Source organism: Pseudomonas sp. S3_B11 (assembly GCF_054667715.1).
Window position 1 is genome coordinate 2,862,517 of the sequence record NZ_CP162749.1, and the last position, 22,762, is coordinate 2,885,278.

At 61.7% G+C, this 22,762-nt stretch carries 21 protein-coding genes and 2 pseudogenes; 17 read left to right on the plus strand and 6 right to left on the minus strand.

Features of this window, described 5'->3' with window-relative positions:
* The first annotated feature begins 5 nt into the window (after nucleotides 1-5).
* Nucleotides 6-1,643, plus strand: a complete 1,638-nt coding sequence (locus AB4O22_RS13115; protein WP_460096450.1) for an ATP-binding response regulator — start codon at nucleotides 6-8, stop codon at nucleotides 1,641-1,643.
* Here the strand turns inward: AB4O22_RS13115 and AB4O22_RS13120 are convergent.
* The 3 genes and pseudogenes from AB4O22_RS13120 to AB4O22_RS13130 form a co-directional block, all read right to left on the minus strand.
* Nucleotides 1,624-2,237 (minus strand): annotated as a pseudogene (locus AB4O22_RS13120) (methyl-accepting chemotaxis protein). The gene AB4O22_RS13115 and the pseudogene AB4O22_RS13120 sit on opposite strands and share 20 nt — an antisense overlap.
* Nucleotides 2,238-2,258: 21 nt before the next feature.
* Nucleotides 2,259-2,978 (minus strand): annotated as a pseudogene (locus AB4O22_RS13125) (PAS domain-containing protein); the annotation flags it as partial.
* An 84-nt stretch (nucleotides 2,979-3,062) separates the two neighbouring features.
* On the minus strand, nucleotides 3,063-3,968 hold the full coding sequence (locus AB4O22_RS13130; RefSeq protein ID WP_460096451.1) for a transcriptional regulator GcvA: 906 nt from the start codon (nucleotides 3,966-3,968) through the stop codon (nucleotides 3,063-3,065).
* Nucleotides 3,969-4,078: 110 nt separating this feature from the next.
* Here AB4O22_RS13130 and gstA point away from each other — a divergent pair, with 110 nt between their 5' ends.
* From gstA to AB4O22_RS13145, 3 genes are all read left to right on the plus strand, one after another.
* Nucleotides 4,079-4,696, plus strand: a complete 618-nt coding sequence (gene gstA, locus AB4O22_RS13135) for a glutathione transferase GstA (protein WP_114730977.1) — start codon at nucleotides 4,079-4,081, stop codon at nucleotides 4,694-4,696.
* Nucleotides 4,697-4,862: 166 nt separating this feature from the next.
* Nucleotides 4,863-5,654, plus strand: coding sequence for an AraC family transcriptional regulator (locus AB4O22_RS13140; protein ID WP_415239520.1), 792 nt, complete (start codon nucleotides 4,863-4,865; stop codon nucleotides 5,652-5,654).
* 75 nt (nucleotides 5,655-5,729) lie between these two features.
* Nucleotides 5,730-6,689 carry a quinone oxidoreductase family protein gene (locus AB4O22_RS13145; protein WP_460096452.1) on the plus strand — a complete coding sequence of 320 codons (960 nt, stop codon included), beginning with the start codon at nucleotides 5,730-5,732 and terminating at the stop codon, nucleotides 6,687-6,689.
* Nucleotides 6,690-6,705: 16 nt separating this feature from the next.
* Here the strand turns inward: AB4O22_RS13145 and AB4O22_RS13150 are convergent, their stop codons facing one another.
* Nucleotides 6,706-7,653 carry an ABC transporter substrate-binding protein gene (locus AB4O22_RS13150; RefSeq protein WP_003201065.1) on the minus strand — a complete coding sequence of 316 codons (948 nt, stop codon included), beginning with the start codon at nucleotides 7,651-7,653 and terminating at the stop codon, nucleotides 6,706-6,708.
* A gap of 303 nt (nucleotides 7,654-7,956) precedes the next feature.
* Here AB4O22_RS13150 and AB4O22_RS13155 point away from each other — a divergent pair, with 303 nt between their 5' ends.
* From AB4O22_RS13155 to AB4O22_RS13175, 5 genes are all read left to right on the plus strand, one after another.
* Complete coding sequence (locus AB4O22_RS13155) at nucleotides 7,957-8,949, plus strand: aliphatic sulfonate ABC transporter substrate-binding protein (RefSeq protein ID WP_223471762.1); 993 nt, start codon at nucleotides 7,957-7,959, stop codon at nucleotides 8,947-8,949.
* A 64-nt stretch (nucleotides 8,950-9,013) separates the two neighbouring features.
* The gene (locus AB4O22_RS13160; protein WP_223471761.1) at nucleotides 9,014-9,859 is read left to right on the plus strand and encodes an ABC transporter permease; all 846 of its coding nucleotides are present in this window, start codon (nucleotides 9,014-9,016) and stop codon (nucleotides 9,857-9,859) included.
* 3 nt (nucleotides 9,860-9,862) lie between these two features.
* Complete coding sequence (locus AB4O22_RS13165; protein WP_223471760.1) at nucleotides 9,863-10,576, plus strand: ABC transporter ATP-binding protein; 714 nt, start codon at nucleotides 9,863-9,865, stop codon at nucleotides 10,574-10,576.
* Nucleotides 10,577-10,697: 121 nt separating this feature from the next.
* Nucleotides 10,698-10,859, plus strand: a complete 162-nt coding sequence (locus tag AB4O22_RS13170) for a hypothetical protein (RefSeq protein WP_223471759.1) — start codon at nucleotides 10,698-10,700, stop codon at nucleotides 10,857-10,859.
* Nucleotides 10,860-10,906: 47 nt separating this feature from the next.
* Nucleotides 10,907-11,503 carry a helix-turn-helix domain-containing protein gene (locus AB4O22_RS13175; protein ID WP_223471820.1) on the plus strand — a complete coding sequence of 199 codons (597 nt, stop codon included), beginning with the start codon at nucleotides 10,907-10,909 and terminating at the stop codon, nucleotides 11,501-11,503.
* A gap of 95 nt (nucleotides 11,504-11,598) precedes the next feature.
* Here the strand turns inward: AB4O22_RS13175 and AB4O22_RS13180 are convergent, their stop codons facing one another.
* A complete protein-coding gene (locus AB4O22_RS13180) occupies nucleotides 11,599-12,102 on the minus strand; it encodes a hypothetical protein (protein ID WP_077506097.1) in 504 nt (167 codons plus the stop codon).
* 304 nt (nucleotides 12,103-12,406) lie between these two features.
* Nucleotides 12,407-13,363, minus strand: coding sequence for a threonine dehydratase (locus AB4O22_RS13185; RefSeq protein ID WP_460096453.1), 957 nt, complete (start codon nucleotides 13,361-13,363; stop codon nucleotides 12,407-12,409).
* A 93-nt stretch (nucleotides 13,364-13,456) separates the two neighbouring features.
* Between AB4O22_RS13185 and AB4O22_RS13190 the strand changes: the two genes are divergently transcribed.
* The 8 genes from AB4O22_RS13190 to AB4O22_RS13225 all read left to right on the plus strand — a co-directional run bounded on the left by AB4O22_RS13190 (nucleotide 13,457) and on the right by AB4O22_RS13225 (nucleotide 22,750).
* Nucleotides 13,457-14,272: a helix-turn-helix transcriptional regulator gene (locus AB4O22_RS13190; RefSeq protein WP_460096454.1), complete on the plus strand. Its 816-nt coding sequence runs from the start codon at nucleotides 13,457-13,459 to the stop codon at nucleotides 14,270-14,272.
* Between the two features lie 243 nt (nucleotides 14,273-14,515).
* Nucleotides 14,516-16,390, plus strand: a complete 1,875-nt coding sequence (locus AB4O22_RS13195; protein ID WP_460096455.1) for a 3-dehydroquinate synthase — start codon at nucleotides 14,516-14,518, stop codon at nucleotides 16,388-16,390.
* Nucleotides 16,387-17,277, plus strand: coding sequence for a UbiA family prenyltransferase (locus tag AB4O22_RS13200; protein WP_223471756.1), 891 nt, complete (start codon nucleotides 16,387-16,389; stop codon nucleotides 17,275-17,277). The genes AB4O22_RS13195 and AB4O22_RS13200 overlap by 4 nt, the downstream gene beginning before the upstream one ends.
* Nucleotides 17,274-18,047 carry an EboA domain-containing protein gene (locus tag AB4O22_RS13205; protein ID WP_460096456.1) on the plus strand — a complete coding sequence of 258 codons (774 nt, stop codon included), beginning with the start codon at nucleotides 17,274-17,276 and terminating at the stop codon, nucleotides 18,045-18,047. Before AB4O22_RS13200 ends, AB4O22_RS13205 begins: the two co-directional genes overlap by 4 nt.
* Before the next feature lie 39 nt (nucleotides 18,048-18,086).
* Nucleotides 18,087-18,971, plus strand: a complete 885-nt coding sequence (locus tag AB4O22_RS13210; protein ID WP_460096458.1) for a TatD family hydrolase — start codon at nucleotides 18,087-18,089, stop codon at nucleotides 18,969-18,971.
* Nucleotides 18,968-20,197 (plus strand): metabolite traffic protein EboE, encoded by a 1,230-nt coding sequence (gene eboE / locus AB4O22_RS13215; RefSeq protein ID WP_460096459.1) that lies wholly within the window; start codon nucleotides 18,968-18,970, stop codon nucleotides 20,195-20,197. The genes AB4O22_RS13210 and eboE overlap by 4 nt, the downstream gene beginning before the upstream one ends.
* Nucleotides 20,187-21,632, plus strand: a complete 1,446-nt coding sequence (locus AB4O22_RS13220; RefSeq protein WP_460096460.1) for an alkaline phosphatase family protein — start codon at nucleotides 20,187-20,189, stop codon at nucleotides 21,630-21,632. Before eboE ends, AB4O22_RS13220 begins: the two co-directional genes overlap by 11 nt.
* Nucleotides 21,611-22,750 (plus strand): hypothetical protein, encoded by a 1,140-nt coding sequence (locus AB4O22_RS13225; protein WP_460096461.1) that lies wholly within the window; start codon nucleotides 21,611-21,613, stop codon nucleotides 22,748-22,750. The genes AB4O22_RS13220 and AB4O22_RS13225 overlap by 22 nt, the downstream gene beginning before the upstream one ends.
* Nucleotides 22,751-22,762 lie beyond the last annotated feature (12 nt).

A 22,762-nucleotide genomic window follows, 5' to 3' on the forward strand; every position in this document is an offset into this window, starting at 1 on the left:
AGCCAGTGGAAAAGAACAGTGAACTCGACCAGGCCACGTTACGCCTGACCGTCAGCGCCTGTGCGCTGTTGTATATCGTCATCCTCGCCGGCCTCTATCCAGGAGACGTCGCGAGCTACGTGCCCATCATTATCTACATCTGTACGTTCATCGTCGTCTCGGTGTTCCTGCGCATGATCATCAAGCGCTGGCCAGGGCACTTCTTCTGGCGGCGCCTGTTCACGATGCTGCATGACTATGCCGGCATCGCATTTGCCATGATCGTGGGTGGAGAGGGCACGCTCCCGGTGTACGCTGCATTACTCTGGGTCACGCTGGGCAATGGCATGCGCTTCGGCTCGCGCTACCTGGCGCTGGCGACCGTTATCGCGCTGTCGACCCTGGTACTGGTTTTCTGGCTGACCCCGTTCTGGCATACGCAGCCCTACATGTTCCTGATGTTGATCGTCACCACCATTGTGGTGCCCGCCTACGCGCACATTTTGCTCAAGCGCACACGCATTGCCTCCGAAGAAGCCATTTTGGCCAATCAGGAGAAATCGCGATTCCTGGCCCAGGCCAGTCATGACCTGCGCCAGCCAATCCACTCCATCGGTCTGTTTACGGCCTGCCTGCGTGACGCCAGGCTGGGGCTGGAAGAATTGCGGCTGGTGGACAACATCGACCGTTCGCTGCACACCGTGTCGCAACTGTTCCGCTCGATCCTCGATATCTACACCCTCGATCACGGCCAACCGATGCCGAAGGCCGACACCGTACACCTGGGCCAATTGCTGCAGGACGTCGTCAAGCAGAACACCGAAGCGGCCCGCTGGGCCGGCGTCGAGCTGCGTTTGCGCGCCTGTCCTTACTGGGTCAGCGTCAATCCCGGCTTGCTGACCACGATGGTCCAGAACCTGCTGTCCAACGCGCTCAAATACGCACCCGGCCAACCCGTGCTGATCGGCGTGCGACGCCAGGGCCAGCGCCTGGCCGTGGTGATCTACGACAAGGGGCGCGGCATCGCCGCCGAACATTTGCCCGAGGTGTTCAAGGAGTTCTACCGCATTCGCCATGCGCGCGACAAGGATGTCGAGGGGCTCGGCCTCGGCCTGTCCATCGTCAAGCGCATCAGCCAGATGCTCAATGTCGATATACACATCCATTCCAAGGTCGGACAAGGCACCCGGGTGGCGATCAGCGGCCTGGAACCGGCGGCACCACGTGTCATGGCGCCCAAGGTGGTGCCCGTCCAGAATCGCCTGGACGGGTTGCGGGTGTGTTTGGTTGAAGACGACGCCAACGTGCTGATGGCGACCTCGGCGCTGCTGGAAAAATGGGGCTGCGAGGTGGAGGCCCACAGCGACGGTGAAGGGCTGACCAGCGATTGCGACATCGTCATCGCCGATTTCGACCTGGGCACAAAAGTCTCGGGCGCCGAATGCATTGCCGCGCTACGCGAGCAGCGCGGCTGGCAAGTCCCGGCGCTGGTCATCACCGGGCATGAGATCGAGCGGATACGCCAATCGCTGCAAAGCCTGAGTATCTCGGTGCTGGCCAAGCCCGTGCGACCGCCGGAACTGCGAGCGGTATTGCTTGAATTGGTCAAGCGCATGGATCGCTGGGGCGAGGACTCAGCTCACCTCAACCCACCCAGCCGATAGCCGTCTTGGGAATCACCTCGGACTCGTCGAGTTTGGACGCAAACATGCTCACGGCCTCGAGTGCATCCGTGGTCCCGTTCCTGATTTGCACGATGACCGAGCCGGCCTGGTCTGCCAGGGTTACACCGCGCAATGCGCCTTCATGGGTCACGTTCATGCTGGCGACGGCGTCGCGGGTTTCGGAGAGAATCATGCCGATCATTTCGGCAATCTCCGAGGTGGAGCGACTGGTGCGCCCGGCCAGTTGCCGGACCTCGTCGGCCACCACCGCGAATCCCCTCCCTGGTCTCCGGCCCGCGCGGCCTCGATAGCCGCGTTGAGGGCCAGCAGGTTGGTCTGGTCGGCAATGCCGCGAATGGTGTTGACGATGGCTGTGATCTCTTCCGAACGCGCCCCCAACTGCCCAACCAGACGCGCGGAAGAGCCAATGTTGTCGGCGATCTCGCGCATCTCCTTGGCAGTCTGGTGGATCACCTGGGCGCCCTGTTCGGCCACTCGCTCGGTCTCGGCGGAGATATGGTACGCACGGGAAGCGCCACGCGAATCCTCTTCGAACTTCTCCACCCGTTCGCTGATGTCACTGGCGAACTTCACAACCTTGCACAACTTGCCTTCGGCGTCGTAGACCGGGTTGTAGCTGGCTTCCAGCCAGACGACTTTGCCGTTTTTGCCGAGGCGCTTGAACTGGCCACTGAAAAACTCGCCGGCGTTGAGACGACGCCAGAAATCACTGTACTCCGAACTGCCCACCAGGCTCGGTTCGCAGAACATCCGGTGATGCTTGCCCTTGAGCTCTGCCAACGTGTAATTCATGACATTCAAGAAGTTGTCGTTGGCGGTCAGGATGTTGCCGCCCAGGTCGAACTCGATCACTGCCATGGCCCGGTCGAGTGCCGCCAGCCGGCCACGTGTTTCTGCCTCGGCGGCAACCTTGGCGGTGACATCGAGTGCGTACTTGACCACCTTCACGACGCGGCCTTGCTCGTCCACTACCGGGTTATAGCTAGCTTCCAGCCACACGTTCTGGCCTTGCGCGCTACGGCGCTGAAACGTGCCGGAAACAAATTGGCCGGCGCGCAGCTGGTTCCAGAATTCACGATACTCGGCGCTGCCCACCAGCGCTGGGGTGCAAAAATCCCGATGGGACAGGCTGGCCAACTGATCCGCACGGTAGCCCATCGTGCCAAGAAAATTCTCGTTCGCCCGAAGGACCTTGCCATCGGGGCTGAACTCGATGACAGCCATCGACCGCTCCAAGGCGCCGACCAGTCCTTTGTATGTTGCCAATTCGGCCGTCCTAGCCGTCAGTTCATTTTTTAGTGTTGTATTAAACATGACGTACCCTCGGTGAACCCTGGAAGTAACCGGACCTTTTATTCATATCGGCTCGCTGGCTGGAGGCTGAACGGTACGCTGTAATTATGTTTTGGCGCCAAAACTCACCGAATCCATCAACCAGGTTCTAAAGGCCTGCACTTTTGGGGTGTCGGCTGTTTCATGCGGGCTCACGAAATAAAAGCCGAGGTCAGATTTCAAGCGTAGATCGAAGGGGACAACCAATCGCCCGGCCTTCAGGTCATCCTCGACATAGGTTGAACGCCCGATGCAGACCCCCAGGCCGTCAACCGCAGCCTGAACAGCCATCATGGCAAGGTCGAAAGTCAACCGGCTGCCTTCGGCCAGTTTTTTCGGTTGGCCGGCGGCACTCAACCAGGCACTCCAGTCGTCGTGGGTCACCCCACTGACCTGCAACAAGGTGTGCCGGGCCAGATCGTGCGGATTCTCCAGGGCTGTCGGACCTTGCAGCAGCCTGGGGCTGCACACCGGAAAGATCTCATCGGCCATCAGCCAGTCCGCCCGCAAGCCCTTCCAATCCCCGGAACCGTAACGAATGGCCGCATCGACGCCGCCCTTGCGAAAATCCACCCGTTCGGTGGAGGCCGTAACGCGTACGTCAATGCTGGGAAACGCCTGCTGGAAAGACGCCAGTCGCGGCAACAACCATTTGGAGGCAAAGGACACCAGCGTACTGATGGTCAAGACGCTGTTGTTGCGGCTCTCCAGCAACGTCTGCGTGCAATAGCGCAACTCATGGAACGCCGCACGAACGCCTGGGAAATAGCCATGTCCTTCGTCTGTCAGCGCCGGGCCATCCTTGAGCCGCAGGAACAGGCGCACGCCCAGCTCCTCTTCGAGCCGGCGAATTTGATGGCTGATGGCTGTTTGAGTGACGTTCAGCTCTAGCGCAGCCTTGGTAAAACTCATGTGCCGAGCGGCCGACTCGAATGCTCTAAGGCCATTTAAGGAAGGGATTCTTGTGGCCATTGGGTTGGCTTGCTCATGAGATTTTGTCATACGCTAGCACTGAAGATGTCCTTTGAAAATGTTCCGGCCCTCGCGGATTCTGGCGGCACGCCCCCGACCTTGAGGAAACCATGAAACTGTACTTCGCCCCCATGACCTGCTCATTGTCCCCGCACATCGTGCTGCGGGAATTGGGCCTGCCCTTTGAATTGATCCGGGTCGACAACCAGACCAAACGAACTGCCGATGGGCTCGACTTCCTGACCATCAACCCCAAGGGCTACGTGGCAGCCTTGGTGCTGGATAACGGTGATGTCCTGACCGAGGGCCCCGCCATCGTCCAATACCTGGCCGATCTGGTTCCCGCAAACACACTGGCGCCGGTCAATGGCACCTGGGAGCGGGTTCGCCTGCAGGAATGGTTGAACTTCATTACCTGCGAGATTCACAGCGGATGTGCGCCATTGTTCAACGCCGATATTGCAGAGCCGACCAAGGCCATCTTCAGGGCAAAGCTGTTCAGGCGTCTGGATTACCTCAGCCAGGCCCTTGAACAACAGGATTACCTGATGGGCACCTTTGGCCTGGCCGACGGCTATTTGTTTACCGTCCTGAACTGGCTGCCGTTATTCAATATCCAGATCAGGGACTGGCCGGCGCTGGCGGCGTTCATGGCGCGAATCGCCGCACGCCCCAGCGTCCGGGCGGCCATGGCTGCGGAGGCGGCATCCAATCTCGGTGCGATCTGAACCACCGCTATTGCGAGCAGGCTCGCTCCCACAGGTGTCCGGGGTGATTGTGAGATTCGAGATACACCCGGATCCCTTGCTCGCGATAGCGGCGGTACAGCCACGCCAGGCCCCAACGCTTGCGCACTTGTGCTAAAAAGCACCGTTATCGTTCTGAGTTCCGGTCATGGCCCTTGCTTCACCTCCCGATCTGACGGACACGACGCATCTTGTTCAACCGCTTTCCCGCACCTACTCATCCGGGACGTTGATCGCGCCTCATCATCATGAATGGGGTCAGCTTCTCTACGCGCAAAGTGGTCTCATGTGGGTCGATACACCCGGTGCTGCGCTGCTGGTCCCGCCGCAGCGCGCGGTGTGGCTGCCGCCGCGGGTCACACATGGGATCCGAGTGGTTTCGCCCTTGGAGATGCGCAATCTCTATTTACGCGCAGAACTGGCCATGGGCGTGGGGCTTGAGCTGGAAGTGCTCGAGGTCAGCAAACTGCTGCGCGAGCTGATCATCCGGCGAGTGGCGCTGGGTAACCGTCCTGATCCTGCGTTGCGTGATGCCTTGGACAACCTGCTGGTGCTGGAACTTCGCGAGCAGCGCCCGGCGGTGCTCAAGGTGCCCATGCCTGCCGGCGGGGATAGGCGCTTGCGCAATTTGTGCGAGACGGTGCTCGACGTCCCCGGCCTGGCCATGTCCTTTGAGCAGCATGCCGAGTCGGTGGGGGCCAGCACCCGCACCTTGGCCCGGTTGTTCCATGGCGAGCTTGGCCTGACGTTCACCGAGTGGCGACGCCAAGTGCAGTTGGCCCACGCCGTCGCCGCACTCCTGGAGGGTGGCTCGGTGGGGACGATAGCGGCGCGGTTGGGCTACACGCTGAGCAGTTTCAGCGAGATGTTCCGCCGTTCCCTGGGCGTTGCACCGTCGGCGTATAAAAACGCGATGGCATCGAGGGGATTTGTCCGATAGACGAAACTCTCTGGCGGGCTCGCTATCGGCCCGGACGCTATCCTCGATGCACATTTCGTCGAGGAGTATTGCAGCTTGAAAGCCCTACAGTTTTCCGCCACCGGCAGCCTGGACCACCTCTGCCTCGTTGACTTGCCGACACCCGTCCCGGGCCCCGACGAGGTCCTCATCCGGGTCAAGGCAGCTGGGCTCAACCCCAGTGATGTCAAGAATGTCGAGGGCCGCTTCCCCTATACCACCTTGCCCCGCGTGCCCGGCCGTGATTTCGCCGGGGTGGTTGAGCAAGGCCCGGCACACCTGCTCGGCAAAGCGGTCTGGGGAACCGGCAAGGGCCCGGGTTTCCTGCGTGACGGTTCCCATGCGCAATATCTCACGGTTCCGGCAAGTGGCGTGGCCCTGAAGCCCGAGCGTTTGTCCTTCGTCCAGGCGGCGGCTATCGGCGTGCCTTTTACCACCGCCTACGATGCCGTTGAACGATCCCACGTGCAGCGCGACACGACATTCTTGGTGATTGGCGCCAATGGCGCGGTAGGCAGCGCAGCGCTTGCCCTGGCGAAGGCCCGCGGGGCCCGTGTGCTTGCGGCGGTACGGCGACCGGAGCGGGCCGCCGAGTTGCAAGCCAAAGGCTACGACGTCATCGTGACCAGCGCGCCCGGCAGCCTTGCAGAGCAGGTCAACGCGGTGTTTCCGGGAGGGGCGCAGGTCATCTTCGACACCACCGGCTTCTGGCTGCAAGAGGCGGTATCGGCATTGGCCAACTTCGGTCGCATCGCGATCATTGCTGCCCCGCCGGATGGGATGGTGCACTTCCCCGCCCTGGCGCTCTATCGCAAAGGCGGCATCTTGATCGGGGTGAACTCGCTGCTCTATGACAATTCCGATTGCGCCCGGATGCTTGAAGAATTTGGCAAGCACTTCGAGGCAGGCGTCATCGACGCTCCCACGGATATTCTTGAAATCCCCCTGGTGGACGGCAAGGCCCAGTACGCGCTGATCGCCAAGGGCAGCAGCGCAAAAGCCGTACTGGTGCCCTGATCCAGAGCAGCTCGGTTTATTCGCTCAAGGCCTGGTTGAAGGACGTGTCGATAATCCCGGCAGTGGCCAGCGGTGCCGGCAGCGCCTTGACCTTGAACAGGAAGTCCGCCGTGCTTTGCAGGTCGGCGGCAGCCTGTTGGTCCACCGGGCCGACACTCATGTGTGCCTGGCGCAACCAATGACGCGAGACGTTCTGGTCGAGGTTGGCCTTTTTCGCCCACAGGTCCGCGTATTGGTCGGTGTGGTTGTCGACCCAGGCGCGGGCTTGTTTCACACGCCCGAGAAAGTCGGCGATGGCTTCACGCTTGCTGTCGATGGCCGGCGTCGAAGCGGCAATGGCGCTGAGGCCGGGCATCAGGTTTTTCGCCGTCAGGATCGGCCGGGCGCCGGAGAACAAGATCTGTTGCGAGATGTAGGGCTCCCACACCGGAAACGCATCGATGCTGCCCTGGGGCAAGGCCGCCGCCGCGTCGATCGGCATCAGCTTGATGAATGCCACATGGTTCTCTGGCAAACCGGCCTGCTCCAGGGCGCGCAAGGTCAGTTGCTGGCTCCAGGCACCGGGCCAATAGGCGACTTTCTTGCCCTTGAGGTCGGCGATGGTCTTGACCGGTGAATCCTTGGGCACCAGCAGCGCGATAGTGTCCGGGTTCTGCCGCGAGACACCGATCAATTTCACCGGTGCCTGCTTGGCAGCCAGGAACAGAAAACCCGAATCGCCGAGGAAACCCAGGTCCAGGTCGCCGGTATTCAGCGCCTCGGCCAGGGGCGCGGCGGCCTGGAAGTGTTTCCAGTCGACTTGGTAAGGTGCGCCCTCAAGCACACCCGAAGCCTCCACCGATGCCCGTACGTTGTAATAGTTCTGGTCGCCGACGTGCAGTACCAAGGGCTCGCTGGCGTGGACCAAAGGGGCGGCGAACAATGTGCTGAGGAACAGACGGCGCAGGGATCGGGCGAACTTCATGAAGACATTCCTGAGTGAATTTCATAGAACATAACGCTCTTGGAATTCACATTAGAAATTCTTTTAAAGCATAAGCTCATAGTCACAGGCAGCCAATGTCCAGGGCGCAACAGTGCCGCAACAGACTGTTGGCTGGGCAACATCGGCTTGAAGCCTTTACCCCATGGCGCCCCCCGAAAAACGCCCTTTCGCCGGCTATGGCACAGAGCCTGCAATATTCCTTTCAGGCGGTATTTTCTTCCGCTGTCCGATCTTTCGGAAATAAGAACATTGCCTTCTCGCCGCCTTGTCTGGAGCTGTTCCATGAAACCCGACGTCCGCTTCTCCCTGGCCCGCGCCAGATACTTGATCAGCGCCTGCGCCCTCGCGCTGGGCCTGCCGTCCCTGGCCCTGGCCGCAGAAAGCCCTCCGGCCGAAGTGCACCTGGACTACGCCTATTACTCACCGGTCAGCCTGGTGCTCAAGCACTTCGGTTATCTGGAAAAAGCCCTGCCCCAGACCAAGGTCAGCTGGGTCCTGAGCCAGGGCAGCAACCGTTCCCTGGAATACCTCAACAGTGGCGGCGTCGACTTCGCTTCGTCTGCCAGCCTCGCCGCGGTGCTGAGCCGGGCCAACGGCAGCCCGATCAAGTCGGTGTATGTCTACAGCCGCGCCGAATGGACCGCCCTGGTGGTGCGCAAGGATTCGCCGTACCAGACGATCGCCGACCTCAAGGGCAAGAAAATCGCCGCCACCAAAGGCACCGATCCATATCTGTTCACCCTGCGCAGCCTGCAACAGGCCGGGCTGAAAAAAGACGATGTGGAGCTGGTGCACCTGCAGCACCCGGACGGACGCACCGCCCTGGAAAAAGGCGACGTCGATGCCTGGGCCGGTCTTGACCCGCACATGGCCGCCAGCGAAGTGCAGGCCGGATCGCGCCTGCTCTATCGCAACCCCGCCTTCAACAGCTACGGCGTGGTCAGCGTCACGGAGAAATATGCCCAGGAGCATCCGCAGACCATCAACACCGTGCTCGCGGCCTACGAACAGGCCCGGGCGTGGTCGGTGGAGCATCCGCAAGAACTGGCCAAATTGCTGGCCGACGAATCCGGCCTGCCGCTGGAAGTTGCCCGGCTGCAACTGTCGCGCACCGACCTGGGCAGCCCGCAGTTGAGCGCCAAGGATGTGCTGGCCTCCAAGGCTGCAGCGCCGATCCTGGTCTCCGAAGAGTTGGTACGTCGCGGGGTGAATGTCGACCAGGTGATCGATCAATTGCTCGACACCGGCCGCCAGCAGGCCGTGGCCCGTCAATAACCCCCTAGCCCAGGCGACAACCGATCCGCGCCTGGCGCGGATTCGGCGTTGCCGGAGAACCGCCATGAGCAGCAACAGCAAAGACCTCTCCAGCCCGCGCCTGGCTCTGTCCACACCAGGCAAAGCGCCGCTGTTCAATCCCGACCATTGGCGGCTGCGCCTCAAGGGGTTGGCCCTGCCGGTGCTGATCATCGTGTTCCTGGAGATCATCGTGCGCATCGGTTGGCTGCCCGCCTACCAGATGCCGGCCCCCAGCGAGATCGCCCTGACCCTTGGCGACCTGGCCGAAGGTGCGCTGTGGAAACACATCAGCGCCAGCCTCTTGCGAGTGTTGCTGGGCTTCGCCATCGGCGCTGGCCTGGCCTTGATCTTCGCCGCCTGGGTTGGCTTGAGCCGGGAAGCTGAGGCCTATCTGGAGCCGACCTTCGCCGGCCTGCGCTCGATCCCCAGCCTGGCCTGGGTGCCATTGCTCCTGCTGTGGCTGGGCATCGACGAAACCTCGAAAGTGGTACTGATCGCCATCGGCGCGTTCTTTCCCGTTTACCTCAATGGCGTGGCGGCGATTCGCAACATCGACCGCAAACTGGTGGAGGTCGGCCACATGTACGGCTTCAGCCGCCGCTGTCTGGTGCGCCGGATTCTCCTGCCGGCCGCCCTGCCCGGCCTGTTCACCGGGTTGCGCAGCGGCATGAGCCTGGCCTGGATGTTCTTGGTGGCCGCCGAACTGATCGCCGCGACCAAAGGCCTGGGCTACCTGCTCAGCGATGGCCGCGAAACCTCGCGCCCAGACATTGTGCTGGCGGCGATCATCGTGCTCGCCCTGCTGGGCAAACTCAGCGACGGCCTGCTTGCCGGCCTGGAAAAACGCTTCCTGGCCTGGCGCGACACCTTTAACGGCACCGAGGAGTGAGCCATGACCCAAGCCATGCTGGAGATCCACGTCGAGCGCAAGACCTTCGCCGCCACCACCGTGCTCAATCACATCCACCTGCAATTACAGCCTCGAGAAACCGTGAGCCTGTTGGGTCCCAGCGGCTGCGGCAAAAGCACCTTGCTGCGCATCGTCGCCGGCCTGGAAAAGGACTTTGAAGGGCAACTGCTCAGCCACACCGAACAATTGGCCTTTGTGTTCCAGGAACCGCGGTTGATGCCCTGGCTGACGGTGCAGCAGAACATAGGCTTCAGCGATGACGACCATTACGATCAGGCCTGGGTCGCGCAGTTGATCGAGGAAGTCGGCCTCACGGGTTTTGCCGATGCCTTGCCCAAGGCGTTGTCCGGCGGCATGGCGCAACGGGTGGCGATTGCCCGCGGCCTGTACTCGCGACCACAGGTGCTGTTGCTGGACGAGCCCTTCAGCGCCGTGGATGCCTTCACCCGGATGAAACTGCAGGACCTGTTGCTGCAACTGGCCGAGCGGCACGCCATCGCCCTGTTGCTGGTGACACATGATGTCGACGAGGCGCTGTACCTGAGCGACCGGGTGTTGGTGATGGATAACCGCCCGAGCCGCATTCGCCAAGAATTGGCGGTGCAACTGGACCACCCGCGTGACCGGCGCGACCCGTTGCTGGCCCGACTCAAGGCGCTGGCCCTGACCGAATTGCACCGCGCCCACGTGATTTGATCAGGCGCCTCGCTAAGAACACAAAAGCATTAATAAATAAACAATCAGTATTTATGGTTATAAACATAACCACGTACTCTCAGCTCATCCCGTCCCTTTGGTCACGACAGTGAAGTGCCTCATGAAACCGACTGACAACGTTATCGACTTCGTCCAATTCCGCAAACGCAAGCAGGCCCGGCAACTGGCCCGGGCCATGTGGGAAATGTACGCGCGTAATGCCGGTTACCAGGCGTTCCAGTGGATCCAGGCGTCCCAGCCGACCAGGACGTACCAGGCGTGAGCGCCCAGGAACCCTCGCGCTTTTTGGCGAGTACCGATGAACCCGAAGTGGACCTCAATCACCTGGAAGCCTTGGATGAGGATCCGATCTGCGAACGGGTTGCGCAGAACCTGCAACGCCTGCGCGCCAAGCGACACCTGTCCCTCGACGCCCTCGCCCGCCAGTGCGGGGTAAGCCGGGCCATGCTGGCGCAGATCGAATCCGGACGCAGCGTGCCGTCGATCAAGGTGCTGTGCAAAATCGCCAAGGGCTTGAAGGTGTCGGTGGCCGCGTTCCTGGAACACCGGGCTTTCGAAGGGGTGGCAGTGCTGTCGGCCAGCCAGAGCAAACGCCTGGTCAGCGCCAATGGCGCGTTCGTCAGCCGCGCCTTGTTTCCGTTCGATGTGGCACGCCAGTCGGAATTCTACGAGCTGCGCCTGAGCCCCTTGGGCGAGGACCAGTCCGAAGGGCACGGGCCCGGCGTCCAGGAAAACCTGGTGGTGTCCCAAGGTGTGCTGGAGATCAGCGTCAACGACGAGCGCTACCTGCTCTCCACGGGCGATTCGATTCTGTTCTATGCCGACCAGCCTCACCGCTATCGCAACCCGGCCGACAGTGAAGCGGTGGCGTATCTGGTGGTTACCTACCCGGAACGCCTGGACTGAAAGGCAGGGTGGTGTGTATATCCGTTTCTGCGGTAACGGCATAAGTAAACAACATCACCGCACTGCCAGGCTTCCCCACTGACCATAGCAACGAATCAGCAGGTGCAGCACATCATCGGCATACCGTTGCAGCTCATCATCATCGGCATGCTGCAGTCGTTCATCATCTTCATCATCAAGGCGCAGCAGCTTTTCATCATGTCCATGTTCATGCCGGCCATCGGCATGACTTTGCACATCATGCAGTCAGCCATCACCGTACATTCCATCACACACTTCATCGACGGCATCGGCATGCCCATCATAGGCATTGGCATCATCATGCTCGCCATCGGCATGGCCATGCTCGCCGGGGACATGCACATCATGCTCATGTTGCCGCAGTGCATCATCATCGGCATGCCGCAGTTCATCATCATCTGCATCATGTCAGCGCTGTTCTTGAACATGGCCATGTCCATGCCGGCAGCGGGCATCATTTTGCACAGCATGCCGTCATCCATCATTTCGCAGGTCATGGTCGCCATCATCATCGGCATGCCCATCATTGGCATCATCGGCATGTTGGCGTTCATCGGCATCTGCATGGCATTCATCATGGTGGTGTTCCCTGTAAGGTTCGAGAGTCGGATGAGGCTGATGGGGCGGATTCTAAGGATTGGCCCGGGCCCGACAAGATGACGGTCGAACAGCAGGAATGAACGTTCAAGCAGGCTTACCGGAGTGACGCGCGCAGAGTCGTCTGCTGCTGCATGCCCTGCGCTTTCATTGCAGACACTTCCCCTACGACAGCTTCGATTCTCCGGTCATCGATATGCCATCCAAACCTATATAAATAACCGTAAGAAATAATCGATCTAAACTTGTCGCGTGGAAACGCCTTCCACAACGGCAAGCCTGGATTCAGCCAATCAGATTCGCATACACCGGCCGGTCGATATTCCCACCGGACAGAATCACCGCCACCCTTTTCCCCCGCATCGTTTCACGCTCCTGCATCAGCGCTGCCAAGGCGGCCGCGCCGGCACCTTCGGCGAGGTTGTGGGTGTCGGTGTAATACGCCCGCATGGCCCCGGCAATTTCAGCGTCGCTGACCGCGACGATTCGCGCCGCCCCGGCGCCGTAGATGGCAAAGGCCTCGGGAATGGGTCTGCGCACGGCCAAGCCGTCGGCAAAGGTGTTCGCCGAATCGGTCTCGCATAGCCTGCCCGTTTCAAACGACAACTTCGCCGCGACGGCCTCGGTGGACACCACGCCCACCACGTGGGTCTTCAGGCCCAAGGCATCGCGGGCGGCGATGACCGCGCAGATCCCCGAGCCGCAGCCTATCGGCACATAGACGGTGTCCAGGTCCGGCACCGCGTTGAACAGCTCGAGCCCATAGGTCGACACGCCCTTGACCAACTCGGGATGGAACGGCGGCACCAGGTAGAGGCCATGCACTTGGGCCAGGCGTACGGCCTCTTCACGGGCCTCATCGAAATCGCGGCCATACTCGACCACCTCGCCGCCAAAACCGCGCATGGCGTTGTTCTTCTCCAGCGAGTTACCGTGCGGCACGACGATCAACGCTTTCAAACCCAATGCGCTGGCCGCCAGCGCCAGGCTCTGGCCATGGTTGCCGCGAGTCGCCGTGACGATGCCTTTTGCCTCTGGGTGCTCGCGCATGAGCCAGCGCACGAAGGTCAGGCCGCCGCGCACCTTGAAGGCCCCCGTCGGGGTGTGGTTCTCGTGCTTGACCCACACCGTGCAACCCAACCGCTCAGCCAGCAAGGGCCAGGCGTACTGGGCGGTGGCGGGCATGACTTCGTATAAGTGGCGGGCAGCTTGTTCGATATCGTCGCGAGTCAGTGTGTGCATGATGGGCCTCCGGGTTTTTGCCCAGTCTAATCAGGGCACCACCGGCGGGCTTTCAGAAAACTGACCTGACTTTCAGGCTCTCTCTTCACTACTATGCTGTTCATGAACCCTCGAAACCGCCACCAGCCGCCCCAGTCCGAACCGGTCCGTCGCATCGAGGCAGGACCGTGGGCGATCGAATTGCTGCCCGGCTGCGCCTACGCCACCCGCTATGTCGCCACCCAGTCGGCGATCGGCTTCGCCTTCGACAGCCAGCGCGGCCTGCATGCCATCGGCAGCGACCGCGTGCAACCCTTCGAGGCGATCCCCAACGGCCTGGCATTCGTCCCCGCCGAATGCGACGTGTTCTCCGAGTCCCCCAGGGGCGGTGAATACCTGCGGGTCGTGCGCACCGACGGTATGGCGTTGCCGGGGGAGCATGCGTTCAACAACCGTATTGACCAGCAGGCCATCACCCTCGCGCTGAGAATACGCAGCGCATTGCTGCGTGCCAGCGCAGAGGATGACTGGGAGGCCTGGGCGCTCGGATTGGCTGAACGGGTAAAGGACCCCAAGACGTTTTCGGCCACCGTACAAGGGTCCATCACCGGCGGGCGAATGCGCCTGCTCGACGAGTTCATCGACGCCGGTCTCGACGGTCCGCTGGGGGTCAAGGAAATGGCCGGCCTGCTTGGCTTGTCCGAAGGGTATTTCATGCGGGCATTCAAGAATGCCACCGGCAAAAGTCCACACAGCTACCTGATCGACCGGCGCCTGGCCAAGGCACGGGCGCTGATGCGCGATTCAACCGCCCGACTGACCGATATCGCCCACACTTGTGGCTTCAACTCCCAGGCGCACATGACCACGCTGTTCAAGCAACGCCTTGGCGTCAGCCCGGCGCAGTTGCGCGGGTATTCGAGGCCCTGAACGAGCGGGACAAGCCGCTGGTACGGGGTACCTGAAACGCGCAGTGGCAGCCCAAATCAAATTGCCATCAGATGACCTTGCAAAAACACCCGGGCCGTCTAGATTCAAACCTGTCTCCAACCACATCATCAACCACACCTGACAGCCCTTCGGGCGAGAGCGTCTATTGGCCTAAAACACACACTTGGCGTTGCTTTCAATTACTGACACGGAATCAGTCAATAACAACAAGAGGGATGCTTGATGAAGCATGGCCGTGGGTATCGTTTGCTCTCGCAAAAAGGCGCAGCCGGACATTTCTGGCTGTCGTTGGTTTGCTTTTCAGCCCTGGTGATCGCCAGCTTCTTGCTGTTCGAACAACAGATCCAGGATTTCCTGACCCATCTCAACCTGTACCAGCCCTCGACGCCCGCGCAGAAACTCTACCTGGCGTTGCTGCTGATCGCCCTGCTGGCGCTGGACGTGGTGCTGCCGGTGCCGTCGAGCATGGTCGCGCTGCTGGCCGTAGCGATGCTTGGCAGCGTGGGGGGTTACCTGGCGATTTTCGTGGGGCTGTGCCTGGGCGCCGGGTTGGGCTATGCCTTGGGAGCCGGCTATTTGCGTTTGTTGGCCGGCCGCCTGGGCCTGCATCAGCGCCAGCCGGGGCAACTGGCGTACCGGTTGGGCACACTGTCGTTGATCTGCCTGCGCGGGGTCCCGGTGCTGGCGGAAACCTCGGTCGTCGCCGCCGGGATGCAACGCTACCCGCTGCGCGCGTTCATCCTCGTCACCACCCTGGCCAATGCTGGCCTGGCATTGGCCTACAGCGCCATTGGCACCTTTCTCGTCGAGCAGAACGCGCTGTTGGTGACCCTGCTCGCCAGCATGGTATTGCCCGGGCTGTTCATCGCCGGGTACAGCCTGTTCAAGAGCCTTCGCCGCAGCGACGCGGAGCAACCGTTGCACGGGCGCTTCAAGGTCAGCTACGACTACCCGGTGGTATTCACCGATCATGTATTCGATCCACTCAATCCCTGCCTGCACCGCCAGCTCATGGCCGGCCACAGGGGCCCGGTCACGGTGTTGATATTCGCCGATGAACAATTGCTGCACAGCGCCCCGCACCTGCTGGAACAGATCAACGCCTACTTCGCCAGCCACTTTCCTGACTTGCACCTGCAGGCGCCGCCGATAGCGGTCCCGGCCGGCGAGTCGAGCAAGGATTCACAGGTGTTGCAGCGGCTGTACACCGACATGCTGAAACATGGCTTGGACCGGCACTGCCATGTGCTGGCCCTCGGTGGCGGCGCGGTGCTGGATGCGGTGGGCTACGCCTGCGCCACCTTCCACCGCGGCATTCGCCTGATTCGCATCCCCAGCACCGTGCTCGCCCAGAACGACGCCGGCATCGGTGTGAAAAACGGCATCAACGCCTTCGGCCAGAAGAACCTGCTGGGCGCCTTCTATCCCGCCACCGCAGTCATCAACGACTTTCAATTGCTGACCAGCCTGACCCGGCGCGACCAGATCGCCGGGCTGGCCGAGGCGGTCAAGGTGGCGCTGATCAAGGACCAGGCGTTTTTCCAGTGGATGGAGCAACAGGCCGACGCCCTCGCCTGCTTCGAACATGGGGCCAGCCGCTATGCGATCCGCCGCTGCGCCGAATTGCACCTGGCGCACATCACCGGTGCTGGCGACCCCTTCGAACGCGGTAACGGGCGGCCCTTGGACTACGGGCATTGGGCCGCTCACAAACTGGAAAATCTCAGTCAGCACCGACTGCGCCATGGTGAAGCCGTCGCGGTGGGCATGGCTCTGGATGGACTCTATGCCAATGCCTTGGGGTTGTTGAACGACAGCGACACCGAACGGGTGCTGAACCTGCTGCTCAAGCTCGGCTTCTGCCTGAACCCGCCGGAACTGATCTTGAAAGATGCACTGGGCCGCTCGCAGGTTTTGCTGGGGCTGGAGGAGTTCCGCCAGCATCTGGGTGGGCAACTCTCCATCCCCATGCTCAGCCGGATCGGCGAGTCGGTGGACTTGCATGAAATCGATACCGCGCGAATGGAGCAGGCATTGCAGCGGCTGTCCACCCAGGTCGAGCTTGCGCTACCCCTGAACGAGCGCTGTGCGCAATGAACCAGACCGCGCCGAACCTCAAGGCCTGGCTGACCCTCGGCCGTGTGTCCAACCTGCCCACGGTGTGGACCAACACCTTGGCCGCCGCCCTGCTCGCCAGCAGCGCCGGGGCCCTGGCACCGCCGTCTTCCCTGGTGTGGATCCTGCTGCTGGCGGCACTGTCGCTGCTGTACCTGGCCGGCATGCTGTTGAACGACCTGTTGGACGCCGACTGGGACCAGCAACATCACAACCCCCGCCCCATTACCCTGGGCCTGGTCAGCCGCCAGCAAGTACGGCTGGCCACTGCGTTGTTGCTGGTGCTGGCCGCGGCCTCGCTGCTGGGCCTGAGCCGGTTGATCGAGCAGCCGCACTGGCTGCTGGGCAGCGCCACCCTGTTGGTGGGCTGCATCCTCGGTTACAACCTGCTGCACAAGAAATACGCCCACAGCGTCTGGCTGATGGGAGCCTGCCGCTCGGCGCTCTACCTCACCGCAGCGGCCAGTCTGGCACTGCCGCCGGGACCGATCTGGCTCTGCGCCATTTTGCTCGGTGTCTACATCAGCGGCCTGACCTACCTGGCTCGCCAGGAACACCGCAACCAACTGATCAGCCGCCTCCCCCTGCTACTGATGCTGAGTCCACTGGCTTTGGCGATCTACGCAGGCAGCGCCTGGTTCTGGCCGGTGCTGCTGTTATGGCTTGGCTGGTTGGGCTGGCACTACTGGCGCAACCTGGCCAACCCTCGGCAACGGCAGGTCCGCGCCTTTATCGGCGCTGGCCTGGCAGCCCTGCCGCTGTTCGATGCCCTGGTGCTGGCCGTGGCTGACCAGCCCCTGGGCAGCCTGTTATGTGTCCTGGTGTTTTTCCTGCTTCCTCATTTCCAACGCTGGATCAAACCAACATGAACACGGACGTTACTGCACCGGCATCGGCGGCCCTCGACATGCGCCACGACTGCGTGAACGAACAACGGCAAGATTTCATTCGTCAACTCGAAGAAACCGAGCGGCAATGGTGGCGCCAGGCACAGGAGCAACTTGCCCAGCGCCCGGACTCCAATACCTCGGCACTCTTGAGCAGCCAATGCAAACGCAACCTCAAGGAGCGAGCACTGCCCGATATCGCCGGCTGGAGTAACGTCCAAATGGCGCGGGCGTTGCTGCTGGCCCAGGTGCTGGAACAGCAGCCCGCCGCCGAGCAAGTCGCCCTGCTGCACCAATTGTTCCTGTGGGGCGACGACCAGGAAAAGGTCGCCACCTTGAAGGCCCTCGATTGGCTCGATAGTCGCGGGGCGTGCGTGGAGCTTGCACGCCAGGCCGGGCGCACCAGCAACAGCCAGGTGTTCGCCGCCCTCGCCCTGGACACCGCCTACCCGTCGCGTCACTACAACGAACAGGCCTTCAACCAACTGGTGTTGAAAGCGCTGGGCATGGGCCTCGACGTACGACGCCTGATCGGCCTGGCGCAACGACAAAGCGTCACCCTCAACCAGTTGGCCCTCGACCTGCTGGACGAACAACTCGCCGCCGAACGAACGGTGTCCGCCGGACTGCCCCACGTGATTGCCTTCGACCTGCTGAGCCCGGCGCAACGTCAGCGCCTGGCCGGCCTGGGCCAGCAACGACGCTTGCCGGCGCAATGGCACGAGCACCTGGGCGGCGTTTCGCCGAACTGATGCCCCACCGTCCCCCGCTTTTTTTGACGAGGATTCACCATGCTCAAGTACTTCGACCCGCATATCCATATGGTCAGCCGCACCACTGACGATTACCAGAACATGGCGGCCGCCGGCATCACGGGGGTGATCGAGCCGGCCTTCTGGCAGGGCCAGGCCAGGACCAGCGTCGGCAGCTTCATCGACTACTTCGACACACTGTTGGGCTGGGAACGCTTTCGCGCCAGCATGTTTGGCATCCATCACTTCTGCACCATTGGCCTGAACCCCAAGGAGGCCAATGACCTGTCGGTGGCCAACGAGGTGCTGGAGATTCTGCCGCGCTACCTGGTGAAAGACGGCGTGGTGGCGGTGGGTGAAATCGGCTACGACGACATCACCCCGGAAGAGGATCGCTTCCTCGCCGCGCAATTGGAGCTGGCCAAGCAATTCAATCTGCCGGTGCTGGTGCACACGCCGCACCGCGACAAGATCGGCGGCACCAAACGCACGCTCGCGGTCATTCGCGAGGTCGGCATTGCCGAACATATGGTGATCATCGACCACCTCAACGAACTGACCCTGCCCCTGGTGCTGGACAGCGACTGCTGGCGCGGCCACTCCATCTACCCCAATACCAAGATGTCGGAACAGCGCATGGTCGCGCTGCTGCAGCAGTACGGCACGGAAAAAATGGTGGTCAACAGCGCCGCCGACTGGGGCATCAGCGACCCGCTCAAGGTGCCCAAGACCGGCCAGGCAATGTTGGCCGCAGGCTTCAATGAAGGCCAGGTCGAACAAGTGCTGTTCCACAACCCGGTGGACTTTTTTGCCCAGAGCGGCCAGTTGGACAAAGCCCTGGTCAGCACGCCCCTGCCCATCGATCAGCGGCGGCAATGGCAGGACAACTCCGCCCTGCGGGGCCAGGAACCGGTGATCAAATGAGCGCCCGCACGGGTTGGACGGCCACGCAGATCGGCTATTGCAGCAACGTGCACCCGACCCATGACCTGGGCGGGCTGCGCGCATCCGTCGAACGGCATTTCCACACCGTGCGCACACTGCGCGGGCTCGACACGCAGGACAGTGGATTGTGGATCAGCGCCCTCGCCGCCGCCGAACTCCAACAAGCGCCGACCCGTGCGGATTTCCTCGACCTGCTGCAACGCAGCGGGCTACGCCTGACCTCACTCAATGGGTTTCCCTACGGCCAATTCCACCAGGGCGCGGTGAAAGCCGACGTCTACCTGCCCAGCTGGGCCGATCCGCAGCGGCTGGCGTACAGCCTGGACCTGGCTCGATTTCTCGCCCAGGCCCTGCCAGCGGACTGTGCCCAGGGGGTGATTTCCAGCCTGCCGCTGGGCTATGCCGCCCACTGGAGCCCGACGCTACAGCAACGTGCCGAGCACCAACTGCGCGAGCTCACTGCCGGACTGGCCCGGCTGCAACGGGAGACAGGCAAGAAGATCGTGGTCTGCCTGGAGATGGAACCCGATTGCGTGCTGGAAAACACCGACCAGGCCATCGCCTTCTTCCGCCATTGGCAAGCCACGGACCCGCACCATGAACACCTGGCGCTGTGCTTTGACGTTTGCCACCAGGCCGTGATGTTCGAAGACTGCTATCAATCACTGGACCGATTGCGTCAGGCCCGGGTCCCCATCGGCAAGATCCAGTTATCCAATGCACTGATTTGTCGCCTGCCTGAGGACGAGCTCCGGCGCGAACAGGTGCTCAAGACATTGAGCGGTTTTGCCGAACCCACCTACCTGCATCAAGTGAAGGCCCGCAATGGACAGGACCGGTTATCGGCCTGGGCGGACCTCCCCGCGGCCCTGGATGATTGTGAGCAAAACCGCGTCTCTCATCCCGAACTGAGGATTCACTTCCACATTCCGCTGTTCAGCGAGCAGTTGCTGCTGCCCGAACTCAGCGGCAGCCAGCTTGCCCTGTCGCAGACGTTCGACTTTTTGTCCGACCATGGGGATTTTCGCCCCGTACTGGAAGTGGAAACCTACAGCTGGGGCGTCCTGCCCAGCCAATTGCGGCCCACGACCGAGCACGCCCAACTCCAGGGCATCGCGGCGGAGTTGCATTGGGTCGAGGACCAGTTGCAGCAGCGCCGCTTGCTGCAACCTCAAGCGCTGGAGGCCCATGCCCATGCGCTCTGATCCTGTGCGCCAGCCGCTGCTGCTGATCAACGTGGTCGGCCTGACGCCCGCGCTGTTGGGTGCCGCGACGCCCTGCATCAATGCCCTGTTGAAAACGGCCAAGATGGCCACGCTGCAACCGGTGTTCCCGGCGGTCACTTCGACCGTGCAGGCCTCGATCCTCACGGGACAGCCACCGTCGGAACACGGCATCATCGGCAACGGCTGGTATTTCCGCGACCAAGCCGAAGTGCGTTTCTGGCTGCAACCCAACGCACTGATCCAGGGGGAAAAGGTCTGGCAGACACTCAAGCGTCAGTACCCCGGGTTTCGCTGCAGCCAGTTGTTCTGGTGGTACAACATGTATGCCGACGTGGACGCCGCCATTACCCCACGGCCCCACTACCCGGCCGATGGTCGCAAGATGTTCGGCCTGTATTCGGCGCCGGCCTCGTTGCATGAGCGTATCGAACAGCAGATCGGCGAGTTTCCCTTTCCGAGCTTCTGGGGACCGGCGGCCGGCATCGCCTCGAGTCGCTGGATCGTCGATTGTGCCATTGCCGAATTCCAGCTCAACCATCCCGACCTGCAATTGATCTACCTGCCCCACCTCGACTACAGCCTGCAACGCCTGGGGCCCGATCACCCGTCGATTGCCGACGAGGTACGCGCCATCGACAGCGAAGTCGGGCGTCTGCTGGACTTTGCCCAAGCACAAGACGCGGCAGTGATGCTGCTGTCCGAATACGGGATCGAAGCCGTCACCCAATCCGTTTCCATCAACCGGTTATTACGTGCCGAGGGCTTGTTGCAGGTACGCCAATCGCTGACCTGGGAGTTGCTCGATCCCGGTGCCAGTGCAGCGTTTGCCGTGGCCGATCATCAGGTCGCGCACATCTACGTCAAGCAAGCGCGCGACATCCCCCGCGTCAAGGCGCTGTTGCAACGCCAGGCCGGCATCGAACAGGTACTGGATAAAACCGAACAACAGGCCTGGCAACTGGATCATCCCCGCAGCGGCGAGCTGGTGGCCGTGGCCGCGCCCGGTTACTGGTTCGATTACTACTACTGGTTCGACGAGCGCAAGGCTCCCGACTTTGCCCGCACCGTGGACATCCATCGCAAGCCAGGTTACGACCCGCTCGAGCTGTTCATCGACCCGGCCATTCGCTTCCCGAAATTGAAAGTGGCGCGCCGCCTGCTCCAGAAAAAGCTCGGCTTTCGCTACTACATGGACCTGATTCCGCTGGACACCCGCCTGGTCCGCGGCAGCCACGGACGGCTGCCCACGAGCGAGAAGACCGGCCCGCTGCTCATCACCAATTGTGATCTGTCGTTGCCACAGCACCTTGCGGCCACGGCGGTGAAGCAACTGCTCCTGGAACACTTCCGGGGGCACCCTCATGCCGATACGGCGAATGCCAAGGAGCTTCCATGCGGCGAGCCATTTCCATAACCGTTCTCAGTGCCCTGGCCGGTTTGGCCCAGGCCGAGAACGCCACCAACTTCAATTGCGGTAACTTCCTGCAATTTGGATACAACGCCGACCAGACCCGGACCGCGTTCAACAAGAGCCCGGAGACCATGGCCTGGAACTGGTTCGTCTGTTTGAACCAGTCCGACGCCAACGGTTACAACCGTCAGTGGGAGCTGTTCAAGCCTTCCGATCAGGTCTATCTGGCCAATGGCGCCAACCCCGGTTCGTATGACAGCCGCATGAAGCCACCGAGCGAGGTGCTCAGGCAAGCCAAGGCGCTGGGGCTGGACCCGAACCGTCTCCTGCATAACATCAACGCTGTGCAGCAGGTCGACGGCCTGAGCCTGGCCATGGGCGGCGCCGCCGTGCCTACCACACAACAAGGTCACGTCGTGCGCTTTCAACTGCTGATGGGCCAGGACACCTACAACTACATCGTAAAAACCAATGTCTACAACGTGGATGGTCAAGAGGCCCTGACCAGCGACCTGAATTTTCCGGCCACGGCCTGGGAGTTGAAAGCCGCCTGGCTATGGATCGGCACGGACCCGGACTACAAGAAGCAGCTGGAAAAAGATGGCTACTACGTGGCCCAGGCCTACTACGCCGTGGGTAGCGGGTACAAGGTCGGCTATGCGGCGTTGAGCGGTTTGCATGTGGTCAACAAACTGACCTCCGACTGGGTCTGGACCACCTTCGAAAACGTCAACAACCCCAAGTACACCGTGAACAAGGACTATCCGCCCAAGCCGATGACAAACAGCACCGGGCCGACAGCGGACGCCAAACCCGTCAACACCCAGTTCCAGGCCAATAACCCGACGCTGTCGAAGTACCAGTTGATCGGCGTGGAATTCCAGCCCATTACCCAGGTCCTGGCGAACTCGCAATTGGAGTCGGCATTCCAGGACACATCATCCTGCCTGGCCTGCCACGGCACCGCCGCCTACTCGAAGAACCACGGTTGGTTCAGTTTCGCCATCCCGACCTCAGGCGGTCTCACCTACCCCACTACGCCGCTGCCGAAAGAGGCTTTCTTCGGCTACAAAAAACTGGATTTTGTCTGGTCGCTGAAACACGCCAAGTGGCAACGCTAAGGAGAGCACGAC